A 12,865-nucleotide genomic window follows, 5' to 3' on the forward strand; every position below is an offset into this window, starting at 1 on the left:
GCGAATTATCTCTATTAGACGGTGAGATATTTTCGTATTTTGAGCCGAATTGCGCGACAAGAATATTGTGGTGTCGTCTTTGATTTTTCCTTCTCTTACAACGACTTGCGCCAAAAAATATCTGCCGATAACGGTTTTTCTTCGCACCAACATGTTGTGCTGTGCACCCGCGGCACGGGTAGTTGCTTCTCCCAACATGACAAGACTTGAGAGACCTCTGATCTCAGATTCTGCGTCGGTCTAGCTTTGGGCTTTAAGACAACCCGGGAATAAGCGTCGGTAACGTCTGCGTCTCGACGGCGCGGTCCGCTCGATAATCTATCAGCGTTGTCGTGTTCCGCGTACCCGAATTGGGCCGCTAAAATTCGCGCAATTTTTATTGAGGTTCGTTCGCATGAAATTTGCCAGATACACGGACTTAGGGTGCAATGCAAGCCAGAGCGCTACAACGGGCGAAACCCCGGACCGCTGTCCCCTAAGCATTGCCGCGCGATACCAATCTGGCGTCCGCCATGGGTTTTGGGCTACGCAGGCGGAGGCGGCTCCATTCCTAAAGGTAACCCAAGGAGAAGTATCTAATGCACTTGCCGTGGCACGGCTCCCTGACACTATTCTTGATGCGTTTGAAGCTCGAGAAGCAATAGGATTTGGGATTGCTGCGAAACTTGTGACTATCCGCCGGAAAGTCGGGCTTGATGCAATGTGCCTACATGCAGGTGCCCTACATGCGCTGCCCAATAAGTTGCCTGTTAAACGTGTCTTGGCCGTACTGGCCAACGGCGAATTCAGACACGCCGACAATCTCGTGAATGATTTGGAAATCTTCTCCAGCAGGCGCCGCGACGGAGAGTCATTACCTTTGATTGTTGCCGCAAATTATTGCTCGGGAGTTAAAGCCGGCAACTGGACGTCCGCGACTGGAGCCGCAAAGTTTTTGAACCACTCTGCCTCTCGAGTCAGCCTGGCGTTAAGGATTGCAGCCTTACCGGAAGAGGTCATTAACCTGTTTGGCGAGCTTGCGCCGTTGACCTTCGAGGTTGGGAAGAAACTCCTTTCGCTTAAGGCAGCGCTTGGCCCGTCGAAGCTTGGCCAAAATGCTAGATCTCTTTACGAAAAATGCGAAGGTCTGAGCGCGAATGAGCGTGTTGATGCCATAGCTAGCGGTAGAAGGGACCGTGTCGATACTAGCTTCGTGACGTTGACCGTTGGACCCGACGGGCGATCTTTGCGCGTTAGCTCCGACCGAATCGATTTACTGATTGCTGCCCGGGCTGAGATCAAGAGATTCTTGGAAGTTATCGTGCGACGCCCCGCTACTAGCGCCCTCTTTGCCGATGCTCGTAGAAGCCGCACAAGCCAGCGATGAAATGCGTGATGCTTATCACCCGCCGATTATCAGCCCCACGCATCTAGCCCAAGTTTGCCCGCGGCACGAATCGCAGGGGAAAATATTAAATTTGCATCCGATGTTTTGTTCTTAGCCGATGCATTGGCGGTGGACTCGAAATATGTGCGTGAATCACACAAAATATAGCGCGACCGGTCGCGCATCGAGCTACTGGACCTGCCGTTGATCGGACTTCTCGGGTGGGGCGCCTCGGCACGGTCACGTGGTTCCGTCGGCTCATCCGAAGATCGTTTAATTGCGGTGAATCACACGCGTAATCGATAATAATTAAAGTTATTGAGGTTTCGTGAAAAGACGCTCAGGCCACACCACTGGTTGCGGTTCTGTGATCGACAAGTGCTTCGCATCAGGATGCGCCGGATTGACCAATGCATTGAATTCAGCGCGCGCAACCACTGATGGAACAATCAACACCGGGGTTCTGCCCTCCTCTATCCAGCGATCACCTACTGCTCGTACGATCTTCGGGTCCGGCCCATCACAGCCCCTGAGCAGTTCATCCACGTCAATCCGCTCGATCGCAACGGAATTGGGAACCTCAGCGTTCACCCACACGTGCTGACGCGGCACCTTGCCAATACGCGCGTGCACCAGCACTTCGAGCATGGCGCCTGCGAAGCTCAGCGCACCATAGATAACAGGATGACCGGGACTATTAAAACGACCCCCGATCAGCATCGCCCCGGTGCCGCTCCACACCGGATGCCGGCTATCGACAATTCTATAAATCTGCATTAGGCCAGCACTTCAACTGCTGTATCGCGAGAACTCACGCCGGCACCCCGTAGAACAATTTCCAAAGCAGCTCTTCGACCCGTCGCGCGCCAAGCTCCGTCATCGCCACGTCGAGCGGCGTGCGACCATCGAGCAATGGATGCATCGTGTTCAAAAACGCGCGAGCGTCGTCTTCGTCGTCCCACACGTAGTTGGCTGTCGCAAAGATACGTGCGAGGCGCTCAGTCTTCTCCGACTCGTCTGAACTCAGTCGCTCGCGTCGACGCTTAAGGTCGCTTCTGGCACGATACGCGCGAGTAAGGCCTTACGTTCTTCAGGACTGCGCGTCGCGTGTTCCACCCCTTCGCGCAGTGCCGATTTAGGCAAGCCTTCGCGAACGCGATCGTCGAGTTCCGCGACCGAGTGCGGCACAGGAGTGAGCGCCATCACGGCGGCGATCTTTTCCCGCGAGACAAGAATCACAGAATTACCCAAGGATCATTTGATCCTTCATCATAGATCAAATGATACCGAAATGGGAGTCGTCCAGCGGCCAAGCTCCTTTCGCGACATTTTCCTGTATGGAGTGCGTCACGGCTCATCGCCAGAGGGGAGCAGCTAAGTGATTTACAAGCAGCAGAATTCGGTTGCGCAGCGATTAATAAGGGTTTACGCTTACGCTGTCTCCTCCATGTCTCCACTGATATGGATTGTGCCCGCCATCATGAGCGGGCTTTTTTTCGTCTATTGCTGGCGCGGGAGGCACCTGCTCGGGCGATCGTCCAAATGCGGATACGCAGTGCGCTAGGCTTGAGTTTGACAAGCCCAGGCGTCCGATGAGGTCCATGGAAGACATTGACATCTTGCTCGACCGCGCCATTTTGATTGAGAAGTCACCGTCCTTTGCGTGCGTTGGTCCTGGCGTTGCACGCCCAGTTTCCGACACCTACTCGATCCCGCAAACGCGACCTGTGGTGGCACGCACGACGATTCTGCTGCTTAAAACGCGTCGCATCGGATTTCGTCTAGCGTTGGAATCGCTTGGCCGAGACGCCCGATGAGGCGTGTCGGCTCGACGAGACAGAGCGGAGTCTAGCTCCTGCCTCTGTACATCACATCTGCGCTTAGCGCATTCCGCGCAGTCCATCCAATAATTGGACCGTAGCGTAGTCTTGCACTAGCTTTTCGAAACCGCGGACGACATCCGCTTCCATTTCCCGGATGCCCCTCTCCCCGTGCAAATTAGATTTGCCCGTCGCATTGAATCGGCGATTGAAATAGTCGCTCACCTCATCAATTTTTTCAGGGCTGCCCGAGTCGGTGTAAAGGACAGATCGAGGAGACGCGGCATCGTAGAACAGGTTGTATTTCCATTTAGGTACGAACGAGATAGGTTTCGACTCGGTGATTAAAAACGAGCCGATGAGTCGTAGCCGATCTTTCTTCCCCTTCGGGGTCACAAACGTCCATACCTTGCGAGGAAGGCGTTCCCTCAGTTGTTCAAGCAGGGCTCCGTCAGACCCGAGCGTACCGATGCGACCCTCCTTCATATCGAGCGCGAAATCCCTCCAGTGATAGAAGATATCCACGTCTCTCCTAGCTGTTAATCAATGCGACAAAGGGTCTTCCGCGGGAAAATCCGGCGGACAGTTCAACCCATTCTAACGTCCGCGACAGCACTCGTTTTGCATACCTGCCTCGGCAGACAACGGATACTCTTTTTCGCCCTCACCTATTGCCGTCGTCGATGACGACTGCCAAGGCTAACCGAGCATCTTCGAGCTTCCCGGACCGCGGCAGTTAGACGTGCAAGCTCCAGCGCGGATGCTTGCCGGACTCCTACGGCGGTGAAGTGCGCCTCTATCGCAGCAGACGCGGCTTGCACTTCGCGGGCGGCCTCGGCCACTCTTGCCAGTGCCGCTGCTTCGTGAGGATTTGAATTCTCAGCTTTCATGTTTGCATTGTGGATTGCATTGGCGCGCATCACCGTCTCGTCTACCGCTGAAAGTCGGCCGCCTCTAGGTGGATAGAAGCGGCCGCGAGTCGACGCGCCTTGCGTTCGGCGACGGCAACGATTCGCTGGCGTCCGTCATTGAAAATCTTGAGCACGCGTGCATCGTCCGCACTAGGCTGAAGCCAAAAGTAATGTTGCAGCGATTCGCGCGAAACCGTGCATTTCACGACGCGACCCGCAGCGATGAGTTCGAAGGCGACCGCGAGTCCGCCGCCTACGACAGTGGGCTCAACGGAATTGGTTTCGTTCATTGCCATCCTCGTGCGACCTGATGACCCTCTAACGCATGGCGACATACCTCAAGCATCCGCTGAACGACTGTACTGGCCTGGTTCAACTGCATGTCGCCCGTGAAGAGACCCTGAACGTCAGCTTGTTTTAACGCAATGCCTGCGCCGCGCAGATCACGCCGCGCAGTTTGCAACTCTAACTGCCCAAGGTGAACTCGGTCCAGCCATGGCAGACTGAATCGGTTGCGCAAAAGCCACGACCGGCAGGAGATCACCATGAGGTCCACTCGCCAGTCACTGGTTAGCGCATAAGTCGCCGCCGCCGTGGCGACGAGATAGCCCAACAGGTTAGCGCGCGCATCAGGCAAGAGGCTCATTTCACGAATTTTCATACATCCATTTTTACAATAAAACCCTGGAAGACACTAGCCAAGATCTAGCGTTTATTCGGCTGGGGAGCGGTCACTAATGCGCTGCGTCGCAGCGGCTCTTTTATAGACTGCTCCGCTCAACAACATCCCGCGACGGTTCATCAGATCGGAGGTCGCTGCAGACCGGGCGAAGCCCATGGTTCGGCGCTACCTACACCGAAACGACAGCATGCAAGTTCATTCATACGGGTGCCAACTTGTCGAATCAAAAGTAGCGAATGACTGTTTCAATTGCGCGACCCGACGCCTGAAGCGTCGATCGCGCGCGCGGCAACTGCAGCGCTTCAAAAAAGTGTTCGGCGTATTATTCGAAACTCGCGGAACCGCCAGCATGTGTATCGTGCAGGTGCGGCCCCGCTCCCATCGAATAACAAAACAGACGTAGATAAATGACGCAGGCTTTAGCCACATTCCATCTCAGTCATGGACCCAAAAACCGGCCGACCCTCGTCTTCTTGCCGGGCGCCCTCATTCCGCCAAACTCCATCGCGCCCGTCACAAGAATCGTTAAACTTCGCGCGATTGGCGTGGGCTGGCTCGAGGGTGCGGGCCCGCACGACCTTCACTCGGTTGCAGCGCGTGTAGCCATTTTACTAAGAGAGCTTGGACCAACCGTGTTGATAGGGCATTCGGTAGGTACACCTGTCGCGGCGCTCGCCGCTGCGATCGATTTACGCTCGACGAAAAAAAACGTGGTTGGTCTCGTGCTGAGCAATAGCGGAGCAAACACAAAGGGACATGGCGATGTCGAATCAATCATCGAGCGCGTCCTTCATACATGGGGGCCACCGCTGTGGAAAGCCATGACCGAACGCTCGCTTGGAAGCGTCTGCCCCGCCGAGCTTCTGGACTCGTTTATGACATATCCACGCCGCATTACTGCTGAGGCGGCTGCCGAGAGCTTGCGCAGTCTGCAACAGACTGACCTCACAAGCATGCTCAGCGAACTATCACCCCTCCCCACAGCGGTGGTCCATGGAAGTCGCGATCCGGCTCGTACTTTGTCCCATGCACAAAGCCTGAGCAAGGGCATTCAGGATTCCGGGCTGGTGGTGCTCGAAACGGGCCATACGTCATGTGTCGAAGCACCCGACGAGTTCGCCAAAGTAATACGGGCCGTGGTTGAGCAAGGCCTAAGAGCCGGCACCGGAAGCGCAGATTAGCAGTTGGGACGCCGGAATCAGAAAAGGTGCGTGCGAGGCACGACGGCTCCATATCAATGATCGCCCTTCCCTCTTGCTGTCTCGCACTCGCCAAGGTTCGCAGGCCGTCTAATCCCCTCCTTGCACAACACATGCGCGCGGCGGCAATACAAGCTTGCCTCGGAGTGCGAAGCGCAATCTATTCAGCTGAACTTCTGAAACATCACGGGCCTGAGCGATGCCATCCTGCCAAACATTGGAGGCACGATCTCCGGTTTAGCTTTCAGCGACATTCGTTTGCAAGCCGATGCGAGCGCTGAGGATGACCTCTAACGGCGGCTCAGCCGGATTGTTTAAGGGCGAAGGCTTTCTTCGACTGAGTTCCGCTTCAGGGCAAAGCGCTGCGCCACCATCAACGCGGCCCTCTTGAAGCGCTGCGTATCGACGAGGGTCGCATCCCGTCCCGAGGTAGGCTCATCGCTCATTTTTTTAGGATTACTAATTTGTTACTCATGGCTTGCTTATCGCACAGGGTGCCGACTTATTTCTAGTTACGGGAGCGGCAAATAGATCGTCACGTTTGCGTTGTCGAAAGCGGGGTGGGCGTGAGCAAGTTCGTCGGTTTCTGAGGTTGACCTCGGCCTCGGGATGCCGGGACCTTCCCCTCCCCCGTGTCTCTTTTCCTTGTCCGACTCATGATCACCTCCCGGCGATCTTCAATTTTCCGTTACGAGTAGCAAACAATCGAACCGCATTGGGTCGCATGAAAATCGGTGGTCTAACTGGTCCAGCCCAGGAATGAGAGATCTGCATCGTTAGAAGGCGAAGTGCACGTCACCTCTCTTTCGTCCGACCTCCACAACTATGATCAGGCCGCTACGGACACCGTGTCAGTTGCATTTACTGTGTGCTCGCGTGAGTGTCGTTTCTCACTTCCCGCCGTCGCTGTCATCTCCTCAAGTCTGCGGACCAAATGCGGGCTAATCTCGAAGTCCTGTCCGACGACGGGCATGCGCAGCGAGCAGCCCCGAGGTTACTTCTCGCGACCATGCGGCTAGCCATCAGGTTTGGGCATTAGGTTGAGCAGCAACATCTTTTCGAACGCCGGCGCATGTGGCCCGAAGGAGCTGTTTCATGTCCTGAAGGCGTGCGGAAATAGCGGCTGTGGGCGCCGGTTTGATGTTGGACTTAGTAGCGCCTTCGTTCGGATCGCTCTCCGTGCGAACCCTGACGCTGGCGACAGAAGGTACTGACGAGCATTTCTCGGCAAACGAGGCGTCGTGTGACGGTGATGCGTTCAGAAGGCGACCGGCGCGAAGTGCTGCGGCAAAATTGGGTTTCCAACCGGTGGCAGACATGCGAGCGCGAGGCTCACGGTAATCTCGAATGGCAATCTCGCCACCGTCTGCAGAAATTTCAAAACGCCGCTCGATGCCTTCGTCGTAAAAGACTTGCCCGACGTGGCGTGCTACGAGATCGTCGACCGCTTTGGCCTCATTCGCCCGCGCGCGCTGTTCGTGAATCTTTGCGTGATGGGAGCGAAGTTGGTGACCAAAATCGACCGACGAGCGGAGCAAAGACCGGAGATAGCTGATGGGGCGTTTCGCCGCGCTCAGGTGTTCCCAGGTGACTTCGACCACTTCTGTCAGAAGCTTGCCGTGTTGCTTTGCCTCCCGCATGAGTTTGAAAACTAAAAATTTATGAAAACCCAAGCTCAGCAGACGTTGAAGGTCCAGTGGGAGCGTGCCTGGTTGTCTCTTTTGATTCTTAGGGAATAGATCTTTATATATACCTCCGTCTGCCACGGTGGCAGACGGGCGCATGTGCAAAGGATCCTGTTGGGCGTCAGCTTCTGAATTCGTTGGACTTTCACTTGTGGATTTCGATGTTTCGGCCAAGGTCCGTGGATTTTTCTCTTCGACGAATCCCAGCAGCTCGGCTGCTTTTTCCGTGAGATGAATATAGGCACGTCCGAAGAGCCCAGCATCACCATGGCGTTTCTGGGGGGCTCGCACGATGAGGCCGACTTCGGCGAGATCATCAAGACTGCGGTAGAACGTGCGCATGGACTGCAGTGCGCGACCGGTGAGGAGTTCTCGACGGGCGAAGATAGCGGCGTACGGCTTTTGAGCGTCGACGGTACGGGCGAGTGCCGCGAGGAGGGCGCGTGAGCGTGAAGGGATGGCTGCAATGTGATTAGCGCGGTGCGCTGCCCGGAAGACTATCCAGGGCAGGTTGGAGCGATCACACGCGAAGTCTTCGAGCGCCTCGTTGTCGAGGCTTGGAGAGTCTATTTCGAGCGGGGAGGGACGATCATCACCCTCGCCAGCAACAAAGCGTTGCGCGATAAGCATGTCTACACGTCCATTTCTATAAAAATGGAAGAGAAACGCTTGACTGCCGATCGCTATCCGCTACACTTCGAGGTGTGAGTTCTGACCCGATACCAGTCGGGGAAGTACAGCAGTAGGGTGAGCAACAGCAAGCCCAATATTCAAAAGCCTTCGGTACCAGCCGAAGGCTTTTGTTTTTCTGCATTGGTTACATCAAAGTCTCCAATAAGGGCGGCGGCGTTGAGAACTCTATGATTTCATCGAATTCAAAGTGTGAAGCCATTGATTTAAAACGACTTTTCAGCTCGCATCTTGTTTTGAGGTGCTTGCACGCTCTTCCAACACCAACTGAATTGCCCCGCTTACAGCGCGCGCTTCATCGGCATCTTGAAATTCCAGTCGCAGTACGTTCTTTGTCTGCCTCATGTCGCAGTAGGTCGAACGCCCAGCGCGGATCCTTACAGCGGTCGGCTTTTCAGACACTTTCTTATGTTGCGGACTAGTCGCCGCTGCCTTTACTGCGCTGGCTTGGTCCAACTCTCCCTTAGCCAGCCTTGCTGCTGCCAAGCTAACCTGTTCGCCCCGCCCCTCTTTCGTCAATGTCGCCATTGCGTGAGCTGCGTGCGCCCCAAGCATGTTTGGGTGAACCTGGAGCAATTGCTTTACATCGTCGGGCAGCGCTTCAAAGGTCATCAGCATCGACAATAGCGCAGGTGATACTCCTGCTTGCTCGGCGAGTTTGGCTTGCGTGGCGGTGGGGTAGCGCTGCTGTATGTCTCTAAATCCAAGGTATTTCTCGTAGTCTGTTAAATCAGACTGAAAAAGATTGGCATAGAAAGCGCCCAGATCAGCTTGATCATCTGTGCCGTCGTTGATGACCGCACGAATCGTTGGGCGACCTAGCTCTCGGAAGGCATCGATCCGATGATGGCCTGAAACGATCTCGTATCCCCCTGCCGCTCGACCTCTAACTGTAATCGGATGGACTAACTCGTTATGTCTCAAGTTTTCGCGCAATTCTGCGTATTTCACCTCAGACAACATCTTCCGACGGCCAGGGACTTCATGAAGCTCGCCAAGGGGCAATTCGATTGCACCCCCACCTTTCTTCGCATCTTCGAGTTGTTCAGTTAGCGTCTGAATTTGCGCCGCATAACGCTGGGCCTCGAGCCGGAACGCGCCAAGCTGGCCTGGCATGGTCACAGGAGCCTGATCGGCAATAGAAGGGCGCGACGTCGCCGCCACTTTATCTGCGAGATCTGCGGTCTTACCCATGAGACGGTCTCTCAGCTTATTGCTCGCCATCGCCACCCTCCTTCACGAGTTGAAGCTTCCAAGCATTTTGTATTTCATTTTCGATTTCATCGACTACCGAATCGAACGCGTCAATAGCGCGGTTGTAGGTCCGCATGCTTCCTTCATACGTGTGAAGGTCATAGATTGTTTTAAACTCAGCGCTTGCGTTCATTACCAAGTCGCTCTCTAGAACCTCGGAGCGAGCAAGCAATTCGGGATAAGTTTGTTGAATCCACGATTTCACCACGTCAGTAGTCGCGGCCGCCGGTTTGACTTTCGACAATACGATCTTGATAAATCCGAACTGCTTTTCCACCGAGCGGCCCTCACTCAGTGACTTGAACAGCTCTGCAAACTGTCGAAAGAATTGCGTGCTGGAAGCGTAATCAAGCGTTTCCGGAGGTAGGGGAATGATCATCCCGTCGGTTGCCATGAAAGAACCGATAGCCAGATAGGAGAGGGTAGGGGGAGTGTCGATGATAATCACGTCATACTTCTCCCGAATTGGCCCCATCGCGCTGTCGAGAACCCGCCAGAATTCGTACTGAGGGTCGGCCGCTTGTTTATTCGGCAGATAGTAATCGGCACCGAAAAGCGCGGGAGACGATGGAATAATGTCGAGTCCTTCCCAATAGCTCGGGATGCAGGCATAACTGAGATCCGGTTGCTCACCATAGACCGCCGGCATTACGGTCATCTCTTCAGTGACCTCTGCATCCGGCACATAGCCCATAAGTGTCGTCGTCGACGCTTGTGGGTCCAGGTCCATCAATAGGACCTTGTGCCCGTGCAAAGTCAAACCTTGAGCGAGGGCAACGCTGTTGGTTGTTTTACCCACCCCTCCCTTGAAATTGCCGACGCATATGACAATTCCCTTCGCGCCTCCGGGTCGTGACTTATACGTTCCGACTGTACGGACGAATGACTGCGCTTCCGCCAAAGTGAACTCGCGACTCCGACTTGACCCTTTTAGGGTTCCGGTGGGATATTCGCCTTTGTTTCCACGGGTACAGAGGTAGTTAATTTGGGCGCGATCAAGCTTGCAAAGTTTTGCAAGACGAGAGGCTGTTAAAGAGGGCGGTGTTTTGCGCGGCCATGGCTCCAGGAGATCGTCCCTCAACTTCGCGAGCGTGCTTTGCGCCCGGTCCGCGATCTCCATCAACCGGTCGATGTCGATGGCGACGCGTGGAGGCGACAGTTCTCTAATTGCCATGTGTTTCCCGCTTTAAGCGTTTGTTATCGAAGAAGTAAAAAATTAGCAAAAATTGATGACAAGACGTCCAATCGAATAATAGCGGGAAAATTTGTAAACCTAAAGCTTTACTTTAGGTGGTGTTGCGCCTCGAACCGAGCCGGAACAAATGGTGCGGCGCTTTGGATAGCCGTCGAGCCTTGGTATGCGGACGAGAATCTGGAACCCGTGGAGTTTGGAAATCAATCGGCGCTATCCCAATCGGTCAGGAGTGGGGCCGAAGCGCCCGCGACCCTGATAAGCGCAAGGACCGTGACTCGGTGGAGTACCGCGATTCAATCGTGGCCGACCGGCGTCAGGCATTGATCAAGCAAATAGGGCAAAACGCTTCCCTTTCAGTAGCCCTATTACGCGACGGGTGCGAAACTGCAAAAAGCGGGAAGATCGCTGACAACCGTTCACATGGGAGCCAGCGCATCGCGACCTAGGTTGTCGAGGAAAGCTTTTGCGCACATTCGCTATTGACCAAACCGTCATTTGAAACTAACGGTCTACCATGGTTAGCGCCTCCGTGTGCCAACCAGCGACAAACGTACGGTTGGTGTATGTCCAACGGCTACTGTATTGGTCGTCGCGCACCTGCTGACACGTGGGTGGTGCTCTGCGAACCATCGGGGACACGAGACGTTGCTGGCAACGCGAAATGGCGAAGATGGTGATCAGACGAGGCTGGACGAGGTATCGAGACCCGGCTCTTGGCCGGATTGAGCGGAGCCCGGCTCGGCGCATGGCTCTGGGAGGGCTCTGATGGAGTAGGGCACGACATGTTGCGCGAAGTATTAGATATGCGCGCACCGGCAGCGGGTGCCGCGCCATCCATGAGTCGAATTCCGCACCGGTGCGATTTTGGGGGTACTCAGAGCATTCTTTGGAAAGATTGCGTTGTCTGATAACTCGACTGGTGGGTTTGCCGACCGAATTCCAGCGCGGGGGCAATCGCGGCGGCTACACCACGTTAATTGCGTGCTTTATCGGCATGAGTCAGTGTGAAGCTACTGAACATTAGCGCGGTAATGTCCAGTAGATCGCCGGCCAGCCAAGGGATTGACGGGCTCCCCGGCAGTCCGCCACTGCCGCGGTTCGATGGACGCATCGAGGTTTGCTGAATCACCCGCGGACCATATGCCGGAACGGCGGCTGATCGACTCTCGGTTGAGCACCGCGGCACGGCCTGCGTGCCAGAGCGTTCCGCAACTCGTGAAACAATCAACGTTGAATTCGCGGCACCCTGAAACCTATATCCAGCATGGAGTGCCAGCAATAAACGCAAGAATGTTTCACGCTTTCGGGAAACTACTTTGGGCGCGATGCGGTATCAACGGCTATTTTTGCGTTGGCGAACAGCGAAATGCCCACCGAATGAATCGTTTGTACTGGATAGGATGTAAAGCGTATTAATCACTACGTCCCGAAGGGGCCTGGTCAGCTGGGCCGTCGGCCGCAGGCGATTCGAGCTTGCACGTTGCCAATGGGCTTTCCCGGAAGGGCAGGGTGGACGACGACACGGTGATCACCGATACGATCGCTGCCAGCATGTTGGCGAGCTCGTCGAGCTGGTGCTCTTTGCGAGGGAGACGGAGCACCAAGCGAGATCGTCGCGTGCGATGCTAGGTGGTTGATGCGGCGCACGTGAGAATCTTACGGATCGCCACCCTGGACTTTACTAAAGACGGCCGTCGCTAAATCTCGCGCAATTCGTAGACCGAAATAAATCTGTCACAAGTTCGCAACTAAATCTGTCAACTCGCCTAAATCCAGCGCCGGCGGCGAGAAAAACCAAGAGAATTCAACAGGTTGTCGGACGCGAATTAAAAGTGTCACCGCTTCATGGCGCGTAAGTCGTCAACCGGCGACCGTGGACGTTGCTCAGGACGAGGGACGTCCATATTTTCGTCCGAGCGAACGCGCAATCGATGACTGATGGCAGCGCGGTCCCGCCTGCGCATTGCCGGGGTTGTCGAAAGTAGCGAAAGGCGCCCGTAGCTGAAGTGCGAGTGGCACGAGACGCATCGGAACGGTGCTTCGACGAGGCTGGTGTTGACGAC

9 protein-coding genes and 1 pseudogene are annotated in these 12,865 nt (G+C 55.2%); 2 read left to right on the forward strand and 8 right to left on the reverse strand.

The genetic code is table 11. From position 1 onward, the window contains the following. Window positions 1–589: 589 nt before the first annotated feature. Complete coding sequence (locus ACSQ36_RS45910) at window positions 590–1,366, forward strand: hypothetical protein (protein WP_436187446.1); 777 nt, start codon at window positions 590–592, stop codon at window positions 1,364–1,366. A gap of 315 nt (window positions 1,367–1,681) precedes the next feature. Here the strand turns inward: ACSQ36_RS45910 and ACSQ36_RS45915 are convergent, their stop codons facing one another. The 5 genes and pseudogenes from ACSQ36_RS45915 to ACSQ36_RS45935 form a co-directional block, all read right to left on the reverse strand. Then, window positions 1,682–2,143, reverse strand: a complete 462-nt coding sequence (locus tag ACSQ36_RS45915; protein WP_436187447.1) for an RES family NAD+ phosphorylase — start codon at window positions 2,141–2,143, stop codon at window positions 1,682–1,684. Window positions 2,144–2,177: 34 nt separating this feature from the next. Continuing rightward, a pseudogene (locus tag ACSQ36_RS45920) lies at window positions 2,178–2,605 on the reverse strand (antitoxin Xre/MbcA/ParS toxin-binding domain-containing protein). Between the two features lie 641 nt (window positions 2,606–3,246). Next, entirely contained in the window at window positions 3,247–3,711 is a 465-nt protein-coding gene (locus ACSQ36_RS45925; RefSeq protein ID WP_436187448.1) for a hypothetical protein, read from the reverse strand. 406 nt (window positions 3,712–4,117) lie between these two features. Continuing rightward, complete coding sequence (locus ACSQ36_RS45930; protein WP_436187449.1) at window positions 4,118–4,387, reverse strand: DUF1488 family protein; 270 nt, start codon at window positions 4,385–4,387, stop codon at window positions 4,118–4,120. Continuing rightward, window positions 4,384–4,758 carry a hypothetical protein gene (locus tag ACSQ36_RS45935; protein WP_436187450.1) on the reverse strand — a complete coding sequence of 125 codons (375 nt, stop codon included), beginning with the start codon at window positions 4,756–4,758 and terminating at the stop codon, window positions 4,384–4,386. The genes ACSQ36_RS45930 and ACSQ36_RS45935 overlap by 4 nt, the downstream gene beginning before the upstream one ends. 428 nt (window positions 4,759–5,186) lie before the next feature. On the opposite strand from ACSQ36_RS45935, the gene ACSQ36_RS45940 reads away from it, so the two are divergent. Continuing rightward, the gene (locus ACSQ36_RS45940; RefSeq protein WP_436187451.1) at window positions 5,187–5,960 is read left to right on the forward strand and encodes an alpha/beta fold hydrolase; all 774 of its coding nucleotides are present in this window, start codon (window positions 5,187–5,189) and stop codon (window positions 5,958–5,960) included. Window positions 5,961–7,000: 1,040 nt separating this feature from the next. Here the strand turns inward: ACSQ36_RS45940 and ACSQ36_RS45945 are convergent. The 3 genes from ACSQ36_RS45945 to ACSQ36_RS45955 form a co-directional block, all read right to left on the reverse strand. Next, a complete protein-coding gene (locus tag ACSQ36_RS45945) occupies window positions 7,001–8,293 on the reverse strand; it encodes a replication protein O (protein WP_436187452.1) in 1,293 nt (430 codons plus the stop codon). Between the two features lie 279 nt (window positions 8,294–8,572). Further along, complete coding sequence (locus tag ACSQ36_RS45950) at window positions 8,573–9,577, reverse strand: ParB/RepB/Spo0J family partition protein (RefSeq protein WP_436187453.1); 1,005 nt, start codon at window positions 9,575–9,577, stop codon at window positions 8,573–8,575. Next, window positions 9,564–10,781: a ParA family protein gene (locus tag ACSQ36_RS45955; protein WP_436187454.1), complete on the reverse strand. Its 1,218-nt coding sequence runs from the start codon at window positions 10,779–10,781 to the stop codon at window positions 9,564–9,566. Before ACSQ36_RS45955 ends, ACSQ36_RS45950 begins: the two co-directional genes overlap by 14 nt. Between the last annotated feature and the right edge of the window lie 2,084 nt (window positions 10,782–12,865).

It is taken from the genome of Caballeronia sp. LjRoot34, assembly GCF_964253815.1.
Classification (GTDB): Bacteria; Pseudomonadota; Gammaproteobacteria; order Burkholderiales; family Burkholderiaceae; genus Caballeronia.

Coding starts and splice junctions, on each gene's coding strand:
- ACSQ36_RS45915 (WP_436187447.1), bottom strand. CDS start 2,143: ATGCAGATTTATAGAATTGTCGATAGCCGGCATCCGGTGTGGAGCGGC.
- ACSQ36_RS45950 (WP_436187453.1), bottom strand. CDS start 9,577: ATGGCGAGCAATAAGCTGAGAGACCGTCTCATGGGTAAGACCGCAGAT.
- ACSQ36_RS45930 (WP_436187449.1), bottom strand. CDS start 4,387: ATGAACGAAACCAATTCCGTTGAGCCCACTGTCGTAGGCGGCGGACTC.
- ACSQ36_RS45955 (WP_436187454.1), bottom strand. CDS start 10,781: ATGGCAATTAGAGAACTGTCGCCTCCACGCGTCGCCATCGACATCGAC.
- ACSQ36_RS45945 (WP_436187452.1), bottom strand. CDS start 8,293: ATGCTTATCGCGCAACGCTTTGTTGCTGGCGAGGGTGATGATCGTCCC.
- ACSQ36_RS45935 (WP_436187450.1), bottom strand. CDS start 4,758: ATGAAAATTCGTGAAATGAGCCTCTTGCCTGATGCGCGCGCTAACCTG.
- ACSQ36_RS45940 (WP_436187451.1), top strand. CDS start 5,187: ATGACGCAGGCTTTAGCCACATTCCATCTCAGTCATGGACCCAAAAAC.